We start from the raw sequence: 24466 nt of genomic DNA, 5'->3' as shown, positions 1-24466 counted from the left end.
GATGGGCTCCTTACTGCCGTTTTGGAATTCGAATCAATCGGGTGCGGCTCACGCTATCGTGCCAAGCCAGTCTCCCGCGATCGAACCACGCCCACCAGAACCCCAGTCCGCCCGGCAGCAACGACAGCGTGCCGACCGCGTAGCGCAGCCACAATGCCTTCCACGTCGGTCTGCCGCCGTCCGTGGCGGCGACGCGCAACCGCCATGGCCGCATCCCCAGCGTCTGCCCGCCGCGCCGCCAGCTCACCGTCGCGTACACGCCGGTCACCAGCCAGCACGCCAGCCACAGCAGCCACTGCAGGGGGCTGAAGGGCGCGATGTTCTCGCGCGTGGCGTGGTGGCCGAGGAAGGTGTAGCCGATCGTGAACAGCGCCGACACCAGGAACCACAGCGCCAGCGCCGGGAACAGGTCGTAGAGCAGGGCCAGCAGGCGCCAGCCGACCAGCGCGCGGGGTTTTTGCGGTTCGGGGGCGGGTTCGGTCATGCGCGAAGCATAACGGCTAAGCTTTGCGCATGAGCCGCAGATCCCCCGCCGAGCGCCGCCAGTACGTGATGCAGATGCCGGCGGTGCCGGAGCCCGACCAGCGCGAGATCGAGGGCTTCCTCGACGCGGTCTGGGCCGAGAGCGGCCTGTCGCAGGCGACGCTGGCGAGTTACCGGCGCGATCTCGAAGGCTACGCCAGGTGGCGCAACCTGCGCGACGGCGCGCTGGCGAAGGCGGATCGCGAAACCCTGTTCCGCTACCTGGCCTGGCGCGCGAACGAAGGCTATTCGCCGAAAAGCACCTCGCGCCTGCTGTCGGCGCTGCGCGCCTACTACGCGTGGTGCGTGCGCCGCGGCGCACGCAAGGATGATCCGACCGCGCTGCTGGATCCGCCGAAGCTGCCGCGCTCGCTGCCGAAGGCGCTGACCGAAAGCCAGGTCGACACCTTGCTCGCCGCGCCCGACGTCGCCACGCCGCCGGGCCTGCGCGACCGCGCGATGCTCGAACTGATGTACGCCGCTGGCCTGCGCGTCAGCGAGCTGGTCGGGTTGCCTGCGACCGCGGTCAACCTGCGCCAGGGCGTGCTGCGCGTCACCGGCAAGGGCAGCAAGGAGCGGCTGGTGCCGCTGGGCGAGGAATCACAGCACTGGCTGGAGAAATACCTGGCCGAATCGCGCCCGCAGCTGGCCGGCAAGACCAATCCACCGACGCTGTTCGTCAACGCCGACCGGCAGCCGCCGTCGCGCCAGCAGTTCTGGGCGCTGGTGAAGCGCTACGCCGCCGTCGCCGGCATCGATCCGGCCAAGGTCAGCCCGCACGGGTTGCGCCACAGCTTCGCTACGCACCTGCTGAACCGCGGCGCCGACCTGCGCGCGTTGCAGATGCTGCTCGGCCACAGTTCGCTGTCGACCACGCAGATCTACACGCTGGTGGCGCGCGAGCAGCTGAAGAACCTGCACGCCAGGCACCATCCCAGGGGGTAAGCCGCCGCCTCCGCCCCGGCGAACGCCCGGCGGCGGCTGGCCGGGCGGGAACTTCCGCGGCCGGCGTCGTCGCGCCGAAGAGGGTGGCGGGGCGCCCGAACGGCAATGAACGCCTGACAACTGGGGCCGCCGCGACCTGCCGGCCGCTGGCCCGTGTGCGAGAATGCCCGCTGTACCCGCAGAAGCCATGTGCGGTCGTCGCACCCGCCGGATGCCGCAATGACAGGACGATTGTTGATGAAACGCATGCTCCTGACCGCCCTGATCGGCGGCCTCAGCCTCGCCGCCTGCGCGCAGGCACCGCAGACGCCCGCCACCGCGGCCAAGCCGGCCGCCGCCACCGGCCCCGCGACCGCCGCGGACAAGGCCGCCGAGGCGCAGGTGCGCAAGGTGCTGAAGGAACTCAATCCGGAACTGAAGATCGACTACATCGGCGCCGCGCCGATGCCGGGCTTCCGCGAAGTCATCGTCGGCGGCCAGGTCGCCTACGTCAGCGACGACGGCAAGTACCTGATGCAGGGCGTCGTGCTCGACGTGGCCACGCGCCGCGACGTCGCCGAGGCCAGCGCCGGCCTCAGGCGCTACCGCACGGACCTGATCGACAGCGTGCCGCACAGCCAGCGCATCGTGTTCGCGCCGCCGAACCCGAAGTACACCATCAGCGTGTTCACCGACATCGAGTGCGGCTACTGCCGCAAGCTGCACAGCCAGATCGCCGAGTACAACCGGCAGGGCATCGCGGTCGAATACCTGGCCTTCCCGCGCATGGGCCTGGGCACCAAGGACCACAAGGACATGGTCTCGGTCTGGTGCGCCGCCGACCCGAAGCGCGCATTGACCGACGCCAAGGCCGACCGGCCGGTGCCGGCGCGGACCTGCAACAACCCGGTGGCGACCGAGTACGAGGTGGGCCAGCGCCTGGGCATCTCCGGCACCCCGGCGATCTTCACCGCCGAGGGCGTGCAGATCGGCGGTTACCTGAGCCCGACGCAGATGCGCGCGCGGCTCGACGAACTGGCCGGCGGCAAGGCGGGCGGCGGCCGGTAACGCCGGAACGGGGTCCCCCGGACCCGGTCGGCCGGAACCGCCGACCGGGCTCGGCTACAATACGCGGCCCGACCACGGCACGCCCCCACGGTTCCGGACATGATCGTCCTCGAAGGCCCAGCGGCCTTGTCGCAGTTCCGCCTCGCCCGGCTCGAAGCCAAGCTCCAGTCCATCGTCCCCTCGCTGCGCATCCGCGCGGCCTGGCAGGTGTTCTTCGTCGACCCCGAAGCCGGCGCCGACGTCGACCTCGCCGTGCTGCGCCGCATCCTGCAGGCCAAGGACGCCGAGGCCCCGCTCGAAGCCGGCGCGTCCTCGCGCTACATCGTGCCGCGCCTCGGCACCCTGTCGCCGTGGGCGAGCAAGGCCACCGAACTGCTGCGCGGCGCCGGCCTGGAGATCCATCGCGTCGAACGCGGCACCCGCATCGATCTGTCCGGCTGGGAGGACGACGCGTCCGACAAGGGCCGCGCGCTGGCCAGGGCGCTGCACGACCCGATGACCCAGTCGCTGCTGTCCTCGCGCGGCGAGGCCGCGGCGCTGTTCACCGCGCTGCCGCGCGGCGGACTGGAACGCGTCGCGCTGGGCGAACTGGAAACCGCGAACGCGCGCCTTGGCCTGGCCCTTGCCGACGACGAGGTCGAATACCTGCGCGATCGCTATTCGGAGCTCGCGCGCGATCCGTCCGACGTCGAGCTGATGATGTTCGCGCAGGCCAATTCCGAGCACTGCCGGCACAAGATCTTCAACGCGTCGTGGACCATCGACGGCAAGGAACAGGAACGTTCGCTGTTCCGCATGATCAAGAACACCCACGCGCACGCGCCCGAGCACACGCTCAGCGCGTACAGCGACAACGCCGCGGTGGTCGAGGGCTTCCCGGCTTCGCGCTTCCGGCCCGACGATTCGGGCAGGTACCGCAGCGAAGCGGTGGCCGATTCGGCGTTCGCGATCAAGGTCGAGACCCACAACCACCCGACCGCGATCGCGCCGTTCCCCGGCGCCTCGACCGGTGCCGGCGGCGAGATCCGCGACGAAGGCGCGACCGGCCGCGGCGGCAAGCCCAAGGCCGGCCTGACCGGTTTCACCGTCTCGCACCTGCGCATCCCGACGCTGCCGCAGCCGTGGGAAAACTTCGGCTGGAACGGGGAGCGCCCGCTCAATCCGCGCATGGCGCCGGCGCTGGAGATCATGCTCGACGGCCCGCTCGGCGGCGCCGCGTTCAACAACGAATTCGGCCGGCCGAACCTGCTCGGCTACTTCCGCAGCTTCGAGCTGAAGGAAGGCGACGGCCTCGTCCGCGCCTACGACAAGCCGATCATGCTCGCCGGCGGCCTCGGCGCGATCGACCGGGTACAGGTCGAGAAGAAGAAACTGCGCCCCGGCGACGCGGTGATCGTGCTCGGCGGCCCGGCGATGCTGATCGGCCTCGGCGGCGGCGCGGCCAGCTCGGTCGCGTCCGGCGACAGCGCCGAGGACCTCGATTTCGCCAGCGTGCAGCGCGACAACCCGGAAATGGAGCGGCGCTGCCAGGAAGTGATCGACCGCTGCGTTTCGCTGGGCGCGGGCAACCCGATCGCCTGCGTGCACGACGTCGGCGCCGGCGGCCTGTCGAACGCGATCCCCGAGCTGCTGCACGACTCCGGCGTCGGCGGCGTGATCGACCTCGACCAGGTGCCCAGCGACGACCCGTCGCTGTCGCCGATGCAGCTGTGGTGCAACGAATCGCAGGAGCGCTACGTGCTCGGCGTGCCGCAGGACCGGCTGGCCGAATTCGCCGCGATCTGCGAACGCGAGCGCTGCCCGTTCGCCGCGGTCGGCGTGGCGACGGAGGAAGAGCGGCTGGTCGTCGGCTACGGCGCGAAGGCCGGCGCGATTCCGGCCGATGCGTCGATCGACCTGCCGATGGACGTGCTGTTCGGCAAGCCGCCGAAGATGCACCGCGACACCGCGCACCCGGCCGCGCCGCAGTGGCCGGCGCTCGACCCCGCGAAGATCGACCTGCACGAGGCGGGCTTGCGCGTGCTCGCGCACCCGACGGTCGCCGCGAAACAGTTCCTGATCACCATCGGCGACCGCAGCGTCGGCGGCCTGACCGCGCGCGACCAGCTGGTCGGCCCGTGGCAGGTGCCGGTGGCCGACTGCGCGATCACCCTGTCCGGCTACGACGCCTTCGCCGGCGAAGCGATGGCGGTCGGCGAGCGCACGCCGCTGGCGCTGCTCGACGCCGCCGCCGCCGCGCGCATGGCGGTCGGCGAGGCGATCACCAACCTGTGCGCGGCGCCGGTCGACGACCTCAAGCGGATCAAGCTGTCGGCGAACTGGATGGCCGCCGCCGGCCATCCCGGCGAGGACGCGCTGCTGTTCGACGCGGTGCGCGCGGTCGGCATGGAACTGTGCCCCGAGCTCGACCTCGGCATCCCGGTCGGCAAGGACTCGCTGTCGATGCAGGCGCAGTGGAATTCGAACGGCGCCGCGCAGAAGTCGGTGTCGCCCGTCTCGCTGATCGTCAGCGCCTTCGCCCCGGTCGAGGACGTGCGCCAGCAGCTGACGCCGCTGCTGGCGCGCGAGGAAGACAGCGAGCTGTGGCTGATCGGCCTGGGCGGCGGCAAGAAGCGCCTCGGCGGCTCGGTGCTCGCGCAGGTGTTCCCGGGCGCGGGCGGCAACGCGCTGCCGGCGTTCGCCGGCGACGTGCCGGACCTCGACGACCCGCAGCGCCTGCGCGACTTCTTCGAGCTGATCCGCGACGCGCGCGCGGCCGGCCTGCTGCTGGCCTACCACGACCGCGGCGACGGCGGCGCCTTCGCCACGCTGTGCGAGATGGCGTTCGCCTCGCACCTCGGCCTCGAGATCAACCTCGACGGCTGGGGCGACGATCCGTTCCGCACCCTGTTCGCCGAGGAACTCGGCGCGGTGGTGCAGGTCGCCGCCGAGGACCGCGCCGCGTTCGCCGACCTGGTCGAGCGCCATGCGCTGACCGAATGCGCGCAGCGCATCGCCAGGCCGACCACCGCGGCGACGGTGCGCGTCGCCCACGACGGCACGGCCGTGGCGCAGTGGCGCTGGGAGGAACTGTTCGACGCCTGGTGGTCGGTCACCCACGCGATGCAGAAGTTGCGCGACAACCCGGAAAGCGCCGATGCCGAACGCGACAGCGCGCGCAACTTCGCCGCGCCGGGCATCCGGCCGAAGCTCGCGTTCGACCCGGCCGACGACATCGCCGCGCCGTACATCAACCAGGGTGCGCGGCCGAAGGTCGCGATCCTGCGCGAGCAGGGCGTCAACAGCCACTACGAGATGGCTTGGGGCTTCACCCGCGCCGGCTTCGACGCCTACGACGTGCACATGAGCGACCTGGTCGCGGGGCGCGCCACGCTCGACGGCTTCGCCGGCCTGGCCGCGTGCGGCGGCTTCAGCTACGGCGACGTGCTCGGCGCGGGCCGCGGCTGGGCGACCTCGATCCTCGAGCGCGCCGCGCTGCGCGCGCAGTTCGCCGCGTTCTTCGCCCGTCCCGACACCTTCTCGCTCGGCGTCTGCAACGGCTGCCAGATGATGAGCCAGCTCAAGGACATCATCCCCGGCGCGGCGCACTGGCCGCAGTTCCTGCGCAACCGCAGCGAACAGTTCGAGGCGCGCACCTCGCTGCTGGAGGTGCTGGAGTCGCCGTCGGTGCTGCTGCGGGGCATGGCCGGTTCGCGGATCCCGGTCGCGGTCGCGCACGGCGAGGGTCGTGCCGAGTTCGCCGGCGAGGCCGATCTGGCCGCCGCGCGCGTCGCGCTGCGTTTCATCGATGGCGACGGCAGCGTGGCCACGCGCTATCCGCTGAACCCGAACGGCTCGCCGGACGGCATCACCGGCCTGACGTCCGACGACGGCCGCGCGACGATCCTGATGCCGCACCCGGAGCGCACCCCGCGCAGCGCCAATTTCAGCTGGCGCCCCGCGGAATGGGGCGACGACTCGCCGTGGTTGCGGATGTTCCGCAACGCGCGGGCCTGGGTCGGCTGAGCGCGGCGGCAAACTGCTAGAGTGGGCGGCGGGCACAGGGAGGCAACGTGAACGTGATCGCCAACGAAACCCCGGCCGCGACGGGTGCCGACGAGCGCATCGTCGCGGCCCTGCTGGACAAGGGCCGGCTGAAGGAAGCCGACCTGGCGCGCGCGCGCAAGCTGCAGGACGAGGCCGGCGGCGACGTGCTCGACTTGCTTTCCCGCCTCGGCCTGGTGTCCGAGCGCGACCACGCCGAGGCCTGCGCCGAGGTGCTCGGCCTGCAACTGCTCGGCCTCAAGCAGTTGCCCGAGCTGCCGCCCGAGCTGCCGTCGTCGTCGTCGCTGCCGCTGCGCTTCCTCAAGCAGTTCCACCTGTGCGCGATCGGGGAGAGCGACGGCGTGCTGGACCTGTGGATGGCCGAGCCGTGGAACGGCTACGCGCTCGACGCGGTGCAGCTGGCCACCGGCAGCAAGGTGCGGCCGTGGGTCGGGCTGCGTTCCGAGATCGACGACCTGATCGAGCGCTGGCACGGCCAGGGCCGCAGCGCGATGGGCGCGATCGTCGAGCACGCCGAAGGCGAGGCCGGCGGCGACCTCGACGACGTCGAGCACCTGCGCGACCTCGCTTCCGAAGCGCCGGTGATCCGCCTGGTCAACCTGCTGATCCAGCGCGCGGTCGAATTGCGCGCGTCGGACATCCACATCGAGCCGTTCGAGAACCGGCTGAAGGTGCGCTACCGCGTCGACGGCGTGCTGATCGACGGCGAAAGCCCGCCGGCCAACCTGACCGCGGCGGTGATCTCGCGCATCAAGATCATGGCCAGGCTCAACATCGCCGAGCGCCGCCTGCCGCAGGACGGCCGCATCCAGCTGCGCGTGCAGGGCAAGGAACTGGACCTGCGCGTGAGCACCGTGCCGACCGCGCACGGCGAGAGCGTGGTGATGCGCCTGCTCGACCGCGAGACGGTGGTGTTCGACTTCCACCGGCTCGGCTTCACCGACGAGTTCCTGCCGCAGTTCCAGAAGGTGCTGGAACTGCCGCACGGCATCCTGCTGGTCACCGGGCCCACCGGTTCGGGCAAGACCACCACGCTGTACACCGCGCTGAGCAAGCTCAACACCAGCGACGTCAAGATCATCACCGTCGAGGACCCGGTCGAATACCAGATCGAGGGCATCAACCAGATCCACGTCAAGCCGCAGATCGGCCTGGACTTCGCCAGCGCGCTGCGCAGCATCGTGCGCCAGGACCCGGACATCATCATGATCGGCGAAATGCGCGACCTCGAGACCGCGCGCATCGCGATCCAGTCGGCGCTGACCGGCCACCTCGTGCTCTCGACGCTGCACACCAACAACGCCGCGGGCGGCATCACCCGCCTGCTCGACATGGGCGTGGAGGACTACCTGCTGACCTCGACGGTCAACGGCATCCTCGCCCAGCGCCTGGTCCGCCGGCTGGAACCGACGCACGCGGAGAAGTACCCTGCGCTGCCGGAGGAAATCGAGAAGTTCGGCCTGCGCCGCTTCCAGCCGCACGGCGACATCTTCCTGTACCGGCCGCGGCCCTCGGCGCTGGCGCCGACCGGCTACCTCGGCCGCACCACGATCATGGAATTCCTGGTGATGAACGACGAGTTGCGCCGCGCGGTGATGCGCCACGCCGGCATCGGCGAGATCGAGCAGCTCGCCCGCGCCGCCGGCATGCGCACGATGTACGAGGACGGCATCGCCAAGGCGCTGCGCGGCGAAACCACGATCGAGGAAGTGCTGCGCGTTACCGAGGAAGGCTGACGCGATGCCCCTCTACCGCTACAAAGCCCTGAACGCCCGCGGCGAGATGCTCGACGGGCAGATGGAGGCCGCCAACGACGGCGAGGTCGTCGCGCGCCTGCAGGAACAGGGGCACCTGCCGGTCGAGGCGAGGCTGGCTTCCGAAGGCGGCGCCGCGCCGCTGCAGGCGTTGTTCAAGCCCAAGCCCTTCGCCGGCGCGCGGCTGGTGCAGTTCACCCAGCAGCTGGCGACCCTGCTCGGCGCCGGGCAGCCGCTGGACCGCGCGCTCTCCATCCTGCTCGAGTTGCCGGAGGACGAGAAGTCGAAGCACGTCATCGCCGACATCCGCGACGCGGTGCGCGGCGGCGCGCCGCTGTCGGCGGCGCTGGAACGCCAGCACGGCACCTTCAGCCGCCTCTACGTGAACATGGTCCGTGCCGGCGAGGCCGGCGGCAGCCTGCACGAAACCCTGCAGCGGCTGGCCGACTACCTGGAGCGCAGCCGCGCGCTGAAGGGCCGCGTGGTCAACGCGCTGATCTATCCGGCGATCCTGCTGCTGGTGGTCGGCTTCGCCCTCGGCTTCCTGCTCGGCACCGTGGTGCCGCAGTTCGCGCAGATGTACGAAAGCCTCGACGTGGCGTTGCCGTGGTTCACCCGCGGCGTGCTCGCGATCGGCCTGTTCGTGCGCGGCTGGTGGTGGCTGCTGCTCGGCATCGTCGCGCTGGCGCTGGCGTGGTTCGAGCGCAGGCGCCGCGAGCCGGCGTTCCGCGCGCGCCTGGACGAATGGCTGCTGCGGCAGAAGCTCGTCGGCCCGCTGCTGGCGCGGCTGGAAACCGCGCGGCTGGCGCGCACGCTGGGCACGCTGCTGAAGAACGGCGTGCCGCTGCTGACCGGGCTGGGCATCTCGCGCAACGTGCTGGGGAACCAGGCCCTGGTCGCCGATGTCGAAAACGCTGCGGAGGACGTCAGGAACGGCCACGGCCTGTCGTCGGCGCTGGGCAAGGGCAAGCGCTTCCCGCGCCTGGCGCTGCAGATGATCCAGGTCGGCGAGGAATCCGGCGCGCTCGACGCGATGCTGCTGAAGACCGCCGACACCTTCGAGCAGGAAACCGCGCTGGCGCTGGACCGCATGCTCGCCGCGCTGGTGCCGGTGATCACCCTGGTGCTGTCGGTGCTGGTCGGGATCGTCATCGTCTCGGTGCTGGTTCCGTTGTACGACCTGACCGGCGCGATCAACTGACCGGCGAGAATTCCCATCAACCGATGCAAGAAAGGACTGCCAAGATGCCATTGCCACGCCACATCGCACGTTCGCCTGCGCCCGCGCTCCAGAGGGGCATGACCCTGCTCGAGATCATCATCGTCCTGGTGCTGATCGGGCTGGTGCTCACGCTGGTCGGCAACCGCGTGCTCGGCGGCGCGGACAAGGGCAAGTTCAAGCTGGCACAGGCGCAGGTGCAGACGCTGGCCGGCAAGATCGAGAGCTACCAGCTCGACACCAACGCGCTGCCGGCGTCGCTCGGCGACCTGGTCACGCAGCCCAGCGGCGTCAGCGGCTGGCTCGGCCCGTACGCGAAGGCGGCGGAACTGAAGGATCCGTGGGGCCGCGAGCTCGAATACCGCACGCCCGGCGAGAACGGCGCCTTCGACCTGATCAGCCTTGGCGCCGACGGCCAGCCCGGCGGCACCAGCTACAACGCGGACATCAAGTACGAGTGATGCGCGTGAAGACGCCCGCGCTTAAACCCCTCTCTCGCCGGGAGAAGGGGAAAGCGCGCGGCTTCACCTTGCTGGAAATGCTGCTGGTCCTCTCGCTGGTCGCCATCGCCACCCTGCTGGCGGCGATGGCGGTCTCGGGCGGCCTCGACGGCATGCGCCTGCGCACCGCGGCGAAGGAGATCGCCGGGCAGCTGCGCTACACCCGCGCGCAGGCGATCGCCAGCGGCCTGCCGCAGAGCTTCGCGCTGGACCCGGCCGCGCACGGCTGGCGCGCGCCGAACGGCAGGCACGGCGAAATCCCCGCGTCGCTCGGCATCCGTTTCACCGGCGCCCGCCAGGCGCAGGCGCGCGAAGGCGAGGGCGGCATCCTGTTCTTCCCCGACGGCGCGTCCACCGGCGGCCGCGTGCAGCTGCAGGCCGGCGATGCCGCCTGGCGCATCGACGTGGCCTGGCTGACCGGCGAAGTGAAGCTGTCGCGTGCGGAGGCGACGCCGTGATCCGCCGCCGCCAGTCCGGCTTCACCCTGATCGAGGTGATCGTCGCCTTCGCCTTGCTGGCCGGCGCGCTGACGATCCTGGTGGGCGCGCTGTCGAACAGCAGCCGGCAGGTCCGCGCGGCCGACGACGCCAGCCGCGCGACGTTGCACGCGCAGTCCTTGCTGGCGCAGGTCGGCGTCGGAGAAATCCTGCAGCCGGGCCGGCGCGAGGGCGAATTCGACGGCGGCGCGCTGCGGTGGGAATTGCAGGTCGAACCCTACGTCGATCCGGCGCGCCGCGCCGATGCGCCGGTCGACCTCGCCGCGCCGCGGCTGCTGCAGCTCGACCTGAGCGTGCACCGCGCCGATGGCCGCGGACGACCGCTGCATTGGCGCACGCTGCGGCTGGCGGCGCCCGCGACGCAGGAGGCGCAATGACCAGGGCGCGCGCCCGCGGTTTCACCCTGATCGAAGTGCTGCTGGCCACGGTGCTGCTGGCGGCCGGGCTGGCGCTGGCCTTCGCCACGCTGCGTTCGGCCACGCAGATGACCGGCCGCGGCGAGGCCATCGCGCAGCGCAACGAACGCATGCGCGCGGTCGAGGGTTTCCTGCGCAAGCGCATCGCCTCGGCGCAGCCGATCGCCTTCGAAACCGAGGCCGGCACGCAGCGCGGCCTGCGCTTCGTCGGCGATGCGCGGCGCATGCGCTTCGTCGCCGATCTGCCGGACTACCTCGGCCGCGGCGGCCCGTATCTGCACGAACTGGCGTTCGACGGCGACGGCGCACTGACGGTGCAGTTCGCGATGGTGCTGGCCGGCCACACCATCCGCGAGAACCCGGCGCGCGGCCCCGAGCCGTTGGCCGAAGGTCTGCGCACGGTGCGTTTCCGCTACCGGGGCATCGACGGCAAGGGCGGGCTGGGCGAATGGCGCGAACGTTGGGAAACGGCGGAGTCGCTGCCGGCGCAGGTCGAGGTCGAAATCGCGTCGGCCGACGGCGCATCGTGGCCGCGGCTGGTGGTCGGCCTCGCGCAGGGCGACGGTGGCCAGGCCGGCGCGGACGAGACATTGCAATGAAGCAGCGCGGCGCCGCCCTGCTGCTGGTGCTGTGGCTGGTCGCGATGCTGACCGCGCTGGTCGGCGCGTTCGCGCTGACCGCGCGGGTCGAAGCGTTGCAGGGGCGCGTGCTGGGCGATGGCGCGCGCGCGCAGGAACTGGCCCGCGCCGGGCTCGAGTACGCGCTGGTGCGGGTCGCCGATCCGCAGCCGGCCACGCACTGGCGCCCGGACGGCCGGCCGTATCGCTGGCACTTCGCCGACAGCGAGATCGAAGTCCGCATCGTCGACGAATCCGGCAAGATCGACCTGAACCAGGCCACCCCGACGCTGCTCGCTTCGCTGCTGCGCGTGCGCGGCGTCGAGCCCGAGCGCGCCGGGCGCATCGCCGCGGCGATCGCCGACTGGCGCGACGCCGACCCGCTGGCGCAACCGGGCGGAGGCGGCGAGGATCCGGATTACGCCGCGGCCGGCCTGCCGTACGGGGCCAAGGACATGCCGTTCGAAACCGTGGCCGAGGTCGAGCAGGTGCTCGGCATGACCCCGGAAATCTTCGCCGCGCTGCAGCCCTACCTGACCATTCACGCCGGTCGCGGCGTGCCGGACCCGGCCTTCGCGCCCGGCCCGGTGCTGGCCGCGATGGGACTGGATCCGAACGCCTGGCTGGCCAGGCGCCAGCCCGGCGCCGCGGTCGACGGGCTCGTCGGCCCGGGCAGCGGCACGTATAGTGTGGAAAGCCGCGCGCGGCTGCCCGGGGACCGCGTGGCGGTGTTGCGGTCGGTGGTGCGCGCAGGCGGCGGCCCGATCCCGGGCTCGACCTACACCGCATTGCGCTGGGACGAAAGCTTGGCACCCCGATGACGACGAAGTCCGACAGCTCCGTGCCCCTAGGCGCCGACCCCGCCGCGTCGCGCCTGCAGCGCTATGTCCGCCGCTACGGTAGCGGCGCGGGCGGGTTCTTCGCCTGGTGGAAGCGCGGCCTGGCCGCGTGGCTGCCGGCGCGCTGGCGGCTGCTGTTCGGCCTGGCGCCGGACCGCCTGCTGCTGTCGTGCGAAACCGACGCGGGGCAGGTCCTGCGCCTGCGGCGGCAGAACGATGCGGAAATCCACGACCTGGCGCAGGTGCCGCTGCCGCTGCAGGCTGCCGACCTCGATGCGTTGCTGAATCCGCGGCTGGCGCGGTTGCAGCGCTGGCTGGTGCTGCCCGCCGGCGCCGTGCTGCGCCGGCACCTGTCGCTGCCGGCCGCGGCGGCGGACCGCCTGCGCGACGTGGTCGGCTTCGAGATCGACCGGCAGACGCCGTTCGCCGCCGATGCAGTGCGCTACGACGCGCGCATCCTGCAACGCCGCGCCGACGGCCAGCTCGATGCCGAACTGGTCGTCGCGCCGCGCCGCGAACTCGACGGGATCCTCGCCACGCTCGGCGATGCGGGCAACGACCTGGCCGGCGTCGACGTCGCCGATGCCGCCGGCAAGCCGCTGGGCGTGAACCTGCTGCCGACCGAGTCGCGCGGCCGCCGCCGCGATCCGCTGCAGGGCTGGAACCTGCTGCTGGCCGCGGTCGCGGCGCTGGCGCTGGTCGCCGCGGCCTGGCAGGTGCTGCAGAACCGCCGCGCCGCGGCCGAGCGCTTCGCCGCCGGCGTGGAAGCGAAGGCGGCCGACGCGCGCCGCGTCGCCGCGCAACGCCAGCGCCTGGCCGACCTGGTCGAAGGCGCGGCCTTCCTCGACCGCACCCGCGCGGCGCGGCCGACCGCGCTCGAGGTAATGGACGAACTGAGCCGGCGCCTGCCCGAGGGCACCTACCTCGAGAAGCTGTCGATCGAAGACGACCGCCTGCTGCTGATCGGCCTGAGCAACGAAGCCTCGGCGCTGGTCGCGCGCCTGGAAGGCTCGAAGCTGTGGCGCACGCCGGCACTGACCGGCGCGCTGCAACGCGATCCGCGCAGCCGCCGCGACCGTTTCAGCCTGACCGCCGAACTCGCCGGCGCCACGCCTCCGGGGGCTACCGATGCCGGCCGTCGCTGACCGCGACCGCTGGCTGGCGCTGGCCCTGCTGCTGGCGGCGCTGGCGCTGGCCTACCTGCTGCTGGTGCATCCATGGTGGACCGTGCCGCTGCTGCAGGCCGACCACGACATCGCCCAGTCGCGCGAACGCGAATTGCGCGTGCGCACCCAGCTGGCGCAGGCGCCGGAAATCGAGCGCCGGCTCGCCGCGGCCAGCCGCGAAGCGGAGCGCAGCCCCGGCTTCCTGCCCGAGGCCAGCGCCGAGCTGGCCACCGCCGGGCTGGTGCAGCGGCTCGAGGCGGTCGTCGCCCAGGCCAGCCCCGGCAACCGCAGCTGCGCGATCACCAACCGTTCGCCGCTGGCGGCGGCGGCCGACAGCCAGCGCTTCCAGCGCGTGGTCGTGCAGGTGCGCCTGCGTTGCGGCACGCCGGAACTGGCGGCGGTGCTGCACGCGCTGGAGAGCGGCTCGCCGCGGCTGTTCGTCGGCAATTTCAACGTGCTGGCGCAACGCTATTTCAGCCTTGGCCAGGGCGCCGGCAGCGGCGGCCTCGACATCAGCTTCGACCTGTACGGCTACCTGCGCCCGGCGATCGCGCCACCGGCGGGCGCCGCGGCGGCGGCGGGAGGCAGCGATGCGCGCTGACGCAATCGGGCCGCGCACCTGGATGCTGGGCGCCGTCGCCACCTGGGCGGTGCTGGCCTGGGTGCTGGCGCTGTCCGGGCTCGGCGGCGGCATCGGCCCGCTGCCCGACGATCCGTCGCTGGCCGCCGAACTGCCGCAGTGGCGTGCGCCGGCCGCCGAGCGCCTCGGCCCGTTGCCGCAATACGCGGCCGTCGGCGAGCACCCGCTGTTCGACGAGGATCGCCGGCCGAAGCCGTTCTTCATCGAAGGCGCGGGCGGCGCCGACGCGGCGCCGGCTTCCGATTTCGAACTCAGCAGCGTGCTGATCACGCCCACGCTGCGCATGGCGATCCTGCAGCCGGCGCAGGGTGGCGAACCGGTGCGAATGAAGCTCGGCGAAGCCAACGAGGCGTTGCCGGGCTGGCGCTTGACCGAACTGGCGCCGCGCAGCGCGGTGCTGGAAGGGCCGGAAGGGCGGCGCACGCTGGAACTGCGCGTGTTCGCCGGCGGCGAGGCGCCCGCACCGGCGGACGCGGTGACGCCCGTGCCGGCGGCATCCGATGCCGCGACGCCACCCGCCAACGCCGCGCCCACGGCAGGCGCGCCTTCGCAGACGGCGCCGAAGCCGCCGGCCGCGGAGGCGCCGCTGATGAATTCCGAACAGCAGATGCAGGCGATCCGCCAGCGCATCGAAGCCCGCCGCCGCCAACTGCGCGAGCAACAGCAGCAGGAACAGGCCGCGCGGAGGAATCCCTGATGAAACCTTGTGGAGTGCCGGCATGAAGCCGCGCCAGATTCCCGGATACCTGTTCGCCGCCGTGCTGGCCGGCCTGCTGGCGGGCTGCGCCAGCGCGCCCGTTCCCGAAGTGCACCGCGACGCTGCCGGCCCGGTCGGTGCCGAAGCCGGGGCGCAGACCGCGCCGCTGGCATCGCCGGAAGAGCCCGTCTCCGGCCCGCAGGCGCGCATCCAGCGCGGCACCGGCCAGGTCATCAACCGTTCCGCCGCCGCCGCGCCGCCGCCGTCGCTGGCCGGCGCCAGCAACGGCAGCGTCACGCTCAATTTCGAAGGCACGCCGCTGCCGGCCGTGGTCAAGGCGATCCTCGGCGACCACCTGGGGCAGAACTACACCATCGCGCCGGGCGTGCAGGGCACGGTGACCCTGGCCACGCCAAGGCCGGTGTCGCCGGCGCAGGCACTGGCCCTGCTCGACCAGGCGCTGGCCGAGAACAACGCGCGCATGGTCTATGCCGACGGGCGCTACAACATCGTGCCCGCCGACCGCGCGCTGGCCGGCGGCGTGCCGGTGCGCAGCGGCACGGCCGGCAACGCGCGCGGCTACGAGGTGCGGGTGGTGCCGCTGCGCTTCATCTCCGCCAGCGAGATGAAGAAGGTGCTGGAACCGTACGCGCGGCCCAACGCGATCGTTTCGATCGACAGCGCGCGCAACCTGATCACCCTGGCCGGTACCCGCGGCGAGCTGGAGAACTACCTGCGCACGGTCGAGATCTTCGACGTGGACTGGCTGGCCGGCATGTCGGTCGGCGTGTTCCCGTTGCAATCCGGGCGTGCGGCCAAGGTGGTCGCCGACCTGGAGAAGGTGTTCGGCGAGAACAGCAAGACGCCCAGCGCCGGCATGTTCCGCTTCCTGCCGCTGGAAGGCGCCAACGCGGTGCTGGTGATCACCCCGCAGGCCGCGTACCTGGACGACATCCGCGACTGGCTGGACCGCATCGACAGCGCCGGCGGCGACGCGCGGCTGTTCTCGTACGAACTGAAGTACATCAAGGCGCGCGACCTGGCCGACCGCCTGGCCGAAGTGTTCGGCGGCGGCAGCCGCGGCAGCGCCGGCGGCGACACGCCGGTGTCGCTGATGCCGGGCACCGATCCGGTGCAGATGCGGGACAGCGGTGTCGACGGCCGCGACAGCAGCGTGCAGTTCGGCGGCAACGGCGGCGACGCCGCGTCGTCTTCCGGCGGACTCGGCGAGGGCACGCTGTCGCTGAACCAGCGCAGCAGCGGCAACGGCAGCGTGACCCTGGAGGTGGAGGGCGCCAAGGTCGGCGTGGCCGCGGTCGAGGAAACCAACGCGCTGCTGGTGCGCGCCACGCCGAGCGCGTGGCAGTCGATCCGCGAGGTCATCGACAAGCTCGACGTGATGCCGCTGCAGGTGCACATCGAGGCGCAGATCGCCCAGGTCGAGCTGACCGGCGAGCTCAACTACGGCGTGCAGTGGTTCATCGAGAACGCGGCGCAGGAGAACGGGCTGCCGGACGTGAGCGGTCCCGGCATCCCGTCCAAGTGGAGCACCTTCTCGGGCGTGGTGGGCTCCGGCTCGGTGCCGGGCATGGCCTGGACCCTGTTCAAGAACGACGCCGCCGCGATCATCCACGCCCTCGACCAGGTCACCAACGTGCGCCTGCTGCAGCGGCCGTCGGTGTTCGTGCGCAACAACGGCGAGGCGGTGTTCAACGTCGGCGACCGCATCCCGGTGTCGTCGGTGTCGGTCAACCCGATCCTCGGCGAGAACAGCTACACCCAGGTGCAGTACCTGGAGACCGGCACGATCCTGAAGGTGCGCCCGCGCGTCGGCCGCGACGGCACGGTGTTCCTCGACATCGTGCAGGAGATCAGCCAGCCGGTCGGCAACGCCGACGCCAACGGCAACTTCCGCATCAGCACGCGCCGGCTGAAGACCGAGGCGGCGGCGCCGGACGGCGACACCATCATGCTGGCCGGGCTGATCGACGACACCTCGCGCGACGGCTCCAGCGGCATCCCCGGACTGAGCCGGATCCCGATCATCGGCGGCCTGTTCGGCAGCAAGCGCCATGAGAGCGGGCGCCGCGAAACCATCATCCTGATCACCCCGACCATCGTGCGCAACCTGCAGGAAGCGCGCGACCTCACCGACGAATACAGCCGCAAGTTCCGCGCGATGGAGCCGCTGCACGCGCCGAAGGAAGAGTGAGCCGGGCCGGGCGGCGTCGCCCGTTCCCGCACGGACCTGGGCCGCGCCTTCCTGCCGCCATCGGCTATAGTCGCCTCGCCGGATGTCCGGCCAGGAAGCGGTGGGGGAGGGAACGCATGGACGAATCGCGGACGCACGCCGCGCGTGGCCGCGCGGGCGCCTGGCAACGGTGCGGACGGGCCATCCGCACGCTCGCGGCCGCCGCGGGGCTGCTTGCCCTGGCCGGCTGCGCCTCCTTCTTCTCCGGTTACGGCGGACGCACCGGCTATTCCAGCAGCGTCGTCGATTACCTCTATCCCGGGGACACCCGGTTCGAGCCGGCGACCGAGGGCGTGCCCGAGGTCAGGCTGCCCGCGCGGGTCGGCCTGATGTTCGTGCCATCGCGCACCGACCCGCTCGGCCTGAGCGCCGCGGACAAGCAGGCCCTGCTGGAACAGGTCCGCAAGGCCTTCATCGCCCACGACTTCATCGACCGCATCGAGATCGTTCCCGAAACCTACCTGCGGCCCGGCGGCGGCTTCCAGAACCTGGAGCAGGTCGCGCGCCTGCATGGCGTCGACATCGTGGCGCTGGTGTCCTACGACCAGGTGCTGCGCACCGAAGAGTCGGCCGCATCGTTCCTGTACTGGACCATCGTCGGCGCATACACGATCCCGGCGACGAAGAACCAGGTCAGCACCTTCGTCGAGACGTCGGTGTTCGACGTCGCCAGCCGCACGCTGCTGCTGCGGGCGCCGGGGCAGGACCAGCGCGACGCCGGATCCACCGCGATACGGGTCGGCGACGTGCAGCGCCAGTTGGCGCGGGCAGGGTTCCAAGCCGCCGTCGAAAACATGATCGCCAATCTCGACACCTCGATCGCCGACTTCAACCGCAAGGTGAAGGAAGAGGGACAGGTGCGGCTGGTGGACCGGAAATCGGGCAGGGATTGGAGCAAGCGTTCGGGCGGACAGGGAAGCGTGTTTCCGTGGGAACTGGGCATTCTGCTGCTCGCGGCCGCGCTGTCGCTGCGGCGGCGCTGACGGCGTTCGCGGTCTCCGCGGCCACGCTGGCCAGCGCGCGCTGGCCGGCATTGTTCGACCTGTGGGTGCTGGATCGCGCCGACCTGCGCGCCGGCCAGGCTTGGCGACTGTGGACCGGCCACCTGGCGCATACCGACGCGCGGCATGCGTTGGTGAATCTGGCCGCATGCGCGCTGCTCGTCGTCGTCGCGGTCCGGATGGGCATGCTGCGCGGGTTGCTGCTGGCGTCGTTGGCGATGATGCCGGCCATCGGCGCCTGCCTGTTCCTCTTCGCGCCCTGGCTGCAGTGGTACGCCGGACTCTCCGGGCTGCTGCATGGCTGGGCCGCATGGCTGCTGCGCCGACGCGGCGGCGCGATCGCGATCGCCGGCTTGCTGCTGCTCGTCGCGAAGCTGGCGTGGGAGGCCTGGTGGCGCCCGCGTACGGGCGGCGGGATCCCCGTCGCGATCGAGGCGCATCGATTCGGCGCGTTGGCCGGCCTGCTGTTCGCCATGATCGGCCCAGGCAAGCGCAACCGGCGGAAGCGAGCCGATCCGCAGCAGCCTCGGGATTGATTCCCTCCATCCTGTTTAGTTAGTACCCTGACCCCGGTTTCCCCATTCCGCCCGCCGCCGTCCCAGTGAGCCCCGCCGACCCGCTGCCCGTCGTCCTGCTGCCGGTCGGCGTCGACGACGATGCGCTCGACGCCTGCCTGGGCGCGCTCGATGCCGGCACGCCCGCCGGCACGCGGGTGTGGCTGGCCGACAATGCGCAGGCCGGGCCGCGCGGCATCGCCATCGTCGAACGCTGGCTGGGGCGCACGCGGCTGCGCGCCGACTACACGCGCCGGCCGCAGCCGGTCGGCGAGGTCGCGCACGTCGACGAGATGCTCGCCGCCTGCGCCGGCCTCGACGTGGTGGTGCTGGCGCCGGACGCGCAACCGCTGCCCGGCTGGCTGCGCGAGCTGGCCGCGTGCCTGTCGCGCGACGCGTCGATCGCCACCGCCACGCCATGGTGCAACGCCGGCGAGTCCGCGGCGTGGCCGCGGCTGGGCGAAATCGCCCCGCTGCCGCACGACTTCGAACGCGCCGCGCGCGCCTGCGCCGCGCTTCCGCTGATGTATCCCGAGCTGCCCGCGGCGGTCGGCCCTGCCGTCGCCCCGCGCGGCAGCGCGCGCGCGAAGGCCGGCGGGCTCGACGCCAGCAGCTACGCGTCGTGGTACGCGGCGCTGATCGACCTGTCGCTGCGCCTGGCCGGGCTCGGCTGGCGCAACGCCTTGTGCGAAACCGCCTTCGTCGCCCGCGGCGGCGAGGGCGGGCCGGGCGAGGGCGACATGGATGCGATCAACGCGCGCTGGCCGGCATGGAACGCGCGCCTGGCGGAGTTCCTGATGCGCGATCCGCTGCGCGAGCAGCGCGAGCGCCTGGCCTCGCTGTACGTCGACATCGGTCCGCCGGAGCCGCAGCGTGAACTCTTCCTCTGACATCGCCGTCGTCGTCGTCTCGCACGAGAGCGCGGCGAGCATCGACGAATGCCTGCTGCGCCTGCGCGCCGCGCGCGGCGTGGCCGAGATCCGCGTGGTCGACAACGATTCGCGGGACGGCACGCTCGACATCGTGCAGCGCCACGCCGCGTCCGACCCGCGCCTGCGCTTCGTCGGCAATCCCGACAATCCCGGCTTCGCGTTTGCCTGCAACCAGGGCGTGGCCGCGTCGCGCGCGCCGTGGCTGGCTTTCGTCAATCCCGACCTGATGGTCGAGGTGGACACGCTCTCGCGCCTGCGCGCGCACGCGGCGGGCTTCGACGCGGCCTTGCTCGGCGTCGACCTGGTCGACGAGCGCGGCGTGCGCGACGAGGCCGCGCGCCGGCGCGACCCGGATTTCGTCGGCATGCTCGCGACGATGCTGAAGTCGGCGCGCGCGGCCCGGCTGGGCGTCGCGATCGACGAAGGACGGGCGTTGCAGCGGGTCGATGCGGTTTCCGGCGCGCTGATGCTGTTGCCACGGGCGCTGTTCGAGCGGCTCGGCGGTTTCGACGAAGGCTATCGCCTGCACGCCGAAGACCTGGACCTGTGCCGGCGCGCGCGCGCGGCCGGGGCGACGGTCGCGGTCGCCAACGACATCCGCGTGCTGCACGTGCGCGGCGTTTCCTCGCGCTCGAAGCCGTTGTTCGTCGAGTGGCACAAGCATCGCGGGCTGTGGCGCTATTTCCGCAAGTTCGACGCGGCGAAGCACGGCTTGCCGGCGATCGCCGGCGTCGCTGCCGTGATCTGGCTGCGCTTCCCGTTCGCGGCGTTGCGCGCCGCGCTGAAACGCTAGGACGGCACGCGGCGGACAATTTTTTTGCGATGGGCGGCGGCGGAGGGCACCGACGGCGGCGGGGGCCTTGCCGGCGTTCGGTGGAAACGATTTCCACGGGGGATATCCGCAAATTCCGCGTATGGCACGGCAATTGCTGTAGCGCGTCACCGAGCGTGCGTGCGCGGCGTTCTTGTTGCGCTGCACGGTGACAAGGCCCGGCGGGCGTGATTACGCTGCCGCCGCACTGGATGTTAGCGCTATCAAAACTCGTTGCCGACCCGGCCGCCGCCGTACCGCGGCGCGGGCCCGGATCCGGCACAGGGGGTGCTGCGACATGGGTGGCCTTGCCGGTTCCGCGAAATCTTTGACAGCGCTGTCGCGTGGTTTTCCCGGCTTTTTTGCCGGGTTTGCCGGGTCGGGCCCGGATGGGCACGGTACGGATGGAAGGGCGCGGCGACGCGCCCCGTGAAGTACGGAGCAGGCCCCGCGGCCTGCAGGGGCCCCGGGCTGGGGCGATGAATCCATCAATCGAAGCGCAGAGAGGGGAGGGCAAACAGATGAGACGTTGCAGGCGTCGGTGTTCCGCACGAATGGAGGTAGTGGCGGCCTCCAGCGGCCGAACGGCGGCACCCGCCGTGCCGCGTACCGGCGATGGCATGCCGTTGGCAATCCAACCCCACTGCTGAGGACACGTTCATGAGTCGCAAGTTGAAGCGCTTCAAGTCGAAGGCCATGTTCACCATCGTCGGTGGCGTGGTCGTCATCAATCCCGCCTACGCCCAGGATGCGCAGGCGCAGCAGGCCCCGCCGGCGGCCGAGCAGACCCAGCCGTCGTCGCAACAGGACGCGACGACGCTCGACACGATCGTCGTCACCGGCATGCGCAGCAGCCTTGACCAGTCGATGAACATCAAGCGCGACACCGCGGGTATCGTCGACGCGATCAGCTCCGAGGACATCGGCAAGTTCCCCGATACCAACCTCGCCGAATCGATGCAGCGCATCACCGGCATCTCGATCGAGCGCCGCGACGGCGAAGGTGCGCAGGTCACTGCGCGCGGCTTCGGCCCCGACAAGAACATGGTCACCCTGAACGGCCGCCAGATCCCCGGCGCCGACGGCTTCGGCAGCGGCGGCATCGAACTGGGCGAAACCGGTTCGGGCACCCGCGCCTTCAACTTCGCCCAGCTCGCCTCCGAGGCGATCAGCGGCGTCATCGTGCACAAGACCGGCCAGGCCGACGTGCCCAGCGGCGGCATCGGCGCCACCATCGACATCCAGACCGATCGTCCGTTCAACCACACCGGCGCATTCGCCACCGTGGGCGTGAAGGCGGTGTCCGACCAGTCGCAGGTGCTCGGCAGCGAAATCACCCCGGAAATGTCCGGCATCTTCAGCTACACCGATCCGGACAAGGTCTGGGGCGTCGGCTTCAGCGCCAGCTACCAGAAGCGCCACGGCGGTTCGGTGCAGGCCACCGAGAACGGCTGGAACGTCTCCCGCTGGAACGGCACCTTGCCGAACCTGCGCCCGGCGAACGCCGCAACGGGGTACGCGGGTGGCGTGGTCGAGAACGCGCCGCAGATCGGCCAGCTGTATTCGATGCCGAACGACCTGCGCTACGCGTTCCAGGATTTCCAGCGCACCCGCATCAACAGCCAGGCGGTGTTGCAGTTCGCCCCGAGCGACGCCTTCACCTTCACCCTGGACTACACCTATTCGACCAACGAGATCAGGCAGGATCGCGGCGAGCAGACCATGTGGCTGCAGAACAGCCTCGACCACGTGACCTTCGATGGCGACACCGAAGTCGCCACCCCGATCTACATCCGCGACATCGCCGGCGGCGGCAAGGACTTCGGCTTCGAGCAGCAGCACAACGAACAGAAGTACAAGCTGGGCTCGCTGGGCTTCAACGCGGTCTGGAACGTGACCGACCGTTTCTCGCTGGCCCTGGATGCGCACAAGACCAAGGTGAGCAGCCGTCCGAACGATCCGCTCACCGGCGGCAGCTCGACCGCGTTCAGCCTGGCCGGCGTTGCGCCGAACCGCGCCGCCAACAACTTCGCGCAGGAGTACTGGTTCAACGGCGGCCTGCCGATCATGAGCCCGACGCTGTTCCCGACCACCGCGGACGCCGAAGCCAACACCAACGGCACGACGAACCCGGAGTTCCCCGCGGAGCAGCTGGGTTCGCAGATCATGCGCATCTGGTCGACCCGCCAGGACAGCGAAGTCAAGCAGGGCCGCATCGACGGCAAGCTGGATTTCGACGCCGGCCGCTTCAGCTTTGGCGTGGATTCGTCCGACGTGTCGATGCATCGCCTGAACGTGGACGGCCATGGCCACCTGATGACACTCGGCAACTGGGGCGTGGATGATGCCGGCCAGGTCGCGGACATGACCGCGCTGCTGGGCCAGATCGATATCGCCGGACTGTTCAACGACTTCAACACCGACGGCGCTTCGCCCAATGCGTGGTGGGGCAACGCCAGTGAACTGGCGCAGTGGGCGCAAGGCCATTGCGCCGCCGGCACCGCGCCGGCGGTCTGGGCGGCGCGCTGCACCGACCCCGATGCGCCGATCAGCGCCAGGGTGCGCACGCTGTACGACAGCGACAACCTGATCCGCGAAAAGACCCAGGCGGCCTATGTGAAATGGGACCAGGACTTCGACCTGGGCAGCATGCCGGCCCATGTCTCGGCTGGCGTGCGCTACGAGAAGACCGACCTGGAATCGACTTCGGTCATCCAGGTGCCGAACGCGATCCGCTGGATGTCGAACAACGACTTCGGCATCAATCTGTCCGCGGAAAAGATGCCGTTCAGCGAAAAGGCCAGTTACAACTACGTGCTGCCGAACGTGGACTTCAGCGTCGACCTGACCGAAGACATCAAGGCCCGTGCCTCGTGGAGCAAGACCATCGCCCGCGCCCCGTACGGCAACCTGTATGCCGGCCCGACCGCCGGCGGTCCCAGTGGTTCGGTGCTGTTCGGCGACCAGTACCGGGCCACCGGCAACGCGCAGACCCCGTCGTTGCTGCCGCTCGAGTCGAACAACATCGACCTGGGCGCGGAGTGGTATTTCGCCCCGTCCAGCTTCATCGGCGTGACCTACTGGCGCAAGAAGGTCGACAACTTCGTCGGCAACTCGGTGGTCCGGGAAAACCTGTACGGCCTGACCGATCCGACCTCCGGTCCGGATGCGCAGACGGCGCTTGCGTTCCTGAACAGCGATCAGTGCGCCGCCCAGGTCGCCTCGACCGGCGGTACCTGCACGGCCGACTACACCACGCTGTTCACCGCGCTGGCGATGCTGCGCAACCCGAGCACCGGCGGCCTGGCCGCCTATGACGGCACCGGTACCCAGCAGCTGGCGATGGAGTCCCAGTTCGACATCCTCGGCGAGTCCGACGATCCGTTGTACGAATTCGACGTCAATCGCCCGGTCAACCAGCGTTCGGCCAACCTGCACGGTTGGGAAATCGGTGGCCAGTACTTCTTCGGCGACTCCGGTTTCGGCGTGCTGGCGAACTACACCATCGTCAGGGGCGACGTGGGCATCGACCGCGCTTCCGACCCGAGCGCCAACGTGTTCGCCCTTGTCGGGCTGAGCGATACCGCCAACGCCGTGCTGATGTACGAAAAGTACGGCTGGTCGGCCCGCCTGGCCTACAACTGGCGCGACGAGTACCTGTTTGCGGCCAACCAGAACGGCAACAACCGCAACCCGTACTTCGTCGAGGCGTACCACCAGATCGATGCCAACGTGTCGTACGACTTCACCGACCACTTCACGGTGTCGCTGGAGGCGATCAACCTGACCGGTGAAGACACCCGTTGGCACGCCCGTTCGGAAAACCAGATGGTTCGGTTGGTCGACCAGTCGCCGCGCTACATGCTGGGCTTCCGCTACAAGTTCTGACGTTGCATGCACATGCAGTTGCTGTAATGGCGTACAGGGACCGTTGCTTCGGCAGCGGTCCCTTTTTTCGCTCCATGCCGTCGCCAGGGCCACTTGCCGCTGGTGCGGCAATACCGATATGGTCGG

General features: G+C 70.8%; 20 protein-coding genes. 19 read left to right on the top strand and 1 reads right to left on the bottom strand.

What is annotated here, in order from left to right; translation table 11 throughout:
* Window positions 1–10: 10 nt before the first annotated feature.
* Window positions 11–484, bottom strand: a complete 474-nt coding sequence (locus CSC71_RS12055) for an RDD family protein (protein WP_162374628.1) — start codon at window positions 482–484, stop codon at window positions 11–13.
* Window positions 485–513: 29 nt separating this feature from the next.
* Between CSC71_RS12055 and xerD the strand changes: the two genes are divergently transcribed.
* The 19 genes from xerD to CSC71_RS11960 all read left to right on the top strand — a co-directional run bounded on the left by xerD (window position 514) and on the right by CSC71_RS11960 (window position 24340).
* Window positions 514–1467, top strand: coding sequence for a site-specific tyrosine recombinase XerD (xerD, locus tag CSC71_RS12050; protein ID WP_162374627.1), 954 nt, complete (start codon window positions 514–516; stop codon window positions 1465–1467).
* Window positions 1468–1704: 237 nt separating this feature from the next.
* Window positions 1705–2514 (top strand): DsbC family protein, encoded by an 810-nt coding sequence (locus CSC71_RS12045; protein ID WP_162374626.1) that lies wholly within the window; start codon window positions 1705–1707, stop codon window positions 2512–2514.
* 99 nt (window positions 2515–2613) lie between these two features.
* Window positions 2614–6519 carry a phosphoribosylformylglycinamidine synthase gene (gene purL / locus CSC71_RS12040; RefSeq protein WP_162374625.1) on the top strand — a complete coding sequence of 1302 codons (3906 nt, stop codon included), beginning with the start codon at window positions 2614–2616 and terminating at the stop codon, window positions 6517–6519.
* 47 nt (window positions 6520–6566) lie between these two features.
* A complete protein-coding gene (gspE, locus tag CSC71_RS12035; protein WP_162374624.1) occupies window positions 6567–8294 on the top strand; it encodes a type II secretion system ATPase GspE in 1728 nt (575 codons plus the stop codon).
* Window positions 8295–8298: 4 nt separating this feature from the next.
* The gene (gene xpsF, locus CSC71_RS12030) at window positions 8299–9513 is read left to right on the top strand and encodes a type II secretion system protein XpsF (RefSeq protein ID WP_162374623.1); all 1215 of its coding nucleotides are present in this window, start codon (window positions 8299–8301) and stop codon (window positions 9511–9513) included.
* 44 nt (window positions 9514–9557) lie between these two features.
* A complete protein-coding gene (gene gspG / locus CSC71_RS12025; protein WP_246192202.1) occupies window positions 9558–9992 on the top strand; it encodes a type II secretion system major pseudopilin GspG in 435 nt (144 codons plus the stop codon).
* Window positions 9992–10489, top strand: coding sequence for a type II secretion system protein XpsH (xpsH, locus tag CSC71_RS12020; protein WP_162374621.1), 498 nt, complete (start codon window positions 9992–9994; stop codon window positions 10487–10489). The genes gspG and xpsH overlap by 1 nt, the downstream gene beginning before the upstream one ends.
* Window positions 10486–10905 carry a type II secretion system protein XpsI gene (gene xpsI / locus CSC71_RS12015; protein ID WP_246192200.1) on the top strand — a complete coding sequence of 140 codons (420 nt, stop codon included), beginning with the start codon at window positions 10486–10488 and terminating at the stop codon, window positions 10903–10905. Before xpsH ends, xpsI begins: the two co-directional genes overlap by 4 nt.
* Window positions 10902–11543: a prepilin-type N-terminal cleavage/methylation domain-containing protein gene (locus tag CSC71_RS12010; RefSeq protein WP_162374620.1), complete on the top strand. Its 642-nt coding sequence runs from the start codon at window positions 10902–10904 to the stop codon at window positions 11541–11543. The genes xpsI and CSC71_RS12010 overlap by 4 nt, the downstream gene beginning before the upstream one ends.
* Window positions 11540–12382 (top strand): type II secretion system minor pseudopilin, encoded by an 843-nt coding sequence (locus CSC71_RS12005; protein WP_162374619.1) that lies wholly within the window; start codon window positions 11540–11542, stop codon window positions 12380–12382. Before CSC71_RS12010 ends, CSC71_RS12005 begins: the two co-directional genes overlap by 4 nt.
* Window positions 12379–13545, top strand: coding sequence for a PilN domain-containing protein (locus CSC71_RS12000; RefSeq protein ID WP_162374618.1), 1167 nt, complete (start codon window positions 12379–12381; stop codon window positions 13543–13545). Before CSC71_RS12005 ends, CSC71_RS12000 begins: the two co-directional genes overlap by 4 nt.
* A complete protein-coding gene (gene gspM, locus CSC71_RS11995; protein ID WP_162374617.1) occupies window positions 13529–14167 on the top strand; it encodes a type II secretion system protein GspM in 639 nt (212 codons plus the stop codon). Before CSC71_RS12000 ends, gspM begins: the two co-directional genes overlap by 17 nt.
* Entirely contained in the window at window positions 14157–14903 is a 747-nt protein-coding gene (locus CSC71_RS11990; protein ID WP_162374616.1) for a general secretion pathway protein GspN, read from the top strand. The genes gspM and CSC71_RS11990 overlap by 11 nt, the downstream gene beginning before the upstream one ends.
* Before the next feature lie 22 nt (window positions 14904–14925).
* Entirely contained in the window at window positions 14926–17115 is a 2190-nt protein-coding gene (gene gspD, locus CSC71_RS11985) for a type II secretion system secretin GspD (RefSeq protein WP_162374615.1), read from the top strand.
* Window positions 17116–17231: 116 nt separating this feature from the next.
* Window positions 17232–18137, top strand: a complete 906-nt coding sequence (gene rhlP / locus CSC71_RS11980) for a rhombotarget lipoprotein (protein ID WP_162374614.1) — start codon at window positions 17232–17234, stop codon at window positions 18135–18137.
* Window positions 18138–18187: 50 nt separating this feature from the next.
* Window positions 18188–18691, top strand: coding sequence for a rhombosortase (gene rrtA / locus CSC71_RS11975; protein ID WP_162374613.1), 504 nt, complete (start codon window positions 18188–18190; stop codon window positions 18689–18691).
* Between the two features lie 65 nt (window positions 18692–18756).
* Window positions 18757–19599, top strand: coding sequence for a glycosyltransferase family 2 protein (locus CSC71_RS11970; protein ID WP_246192198.1), 843 nt, complete (start codon window positions 18757–18759; stop codon window positions 19597–19599).
* Window positions 19583–20434, top strand: a complete 852-nt coding sequence (locus tag CSC71_RS11965) for a glycosyltransferase family 2 protein (RefSeq protein ID WP_162374612.1) — start codon at window positions 19583–19585, stop codon at window positions 20432–20434. Before CSC71_RS11970 ends, CSC71_RS11965 begins: the two co-directional genes overlap by 17 nt.
* A 678-nt stretch (window positions 20435–21112) precedes the next feature.
* On the top strand, window positions 21113–24340 hold the full coding sequence (locus CSC71_RS11960) for a TonB-dependent receptor (protein WP_162374611.1): 3228 nt from the start codon (window positions 21113–21115) through the stop codon (window positions 24338–24340).
* Window positions 24341–24466 lie beyond the last annotated feature (126 nt).

It is taken from the genome of Pseudoxanthomonas sangjuensis (genome assembly GCF_010211755.1).
Classification (GTDB): domain Bacteria; phylum Pseudomonadota; class Gammaproteobacteria; order Xanthomonadales; family Xanthomonadaceae; genus Pseudoxanthomonas_A; species Pseudoxanthomonas_A sangjuensis.
The sequence above is the reverse complement of the archived record's forward strand: the minus strand, read 5'-3'. Positions and strand labels throughout refer to the sequence as shown.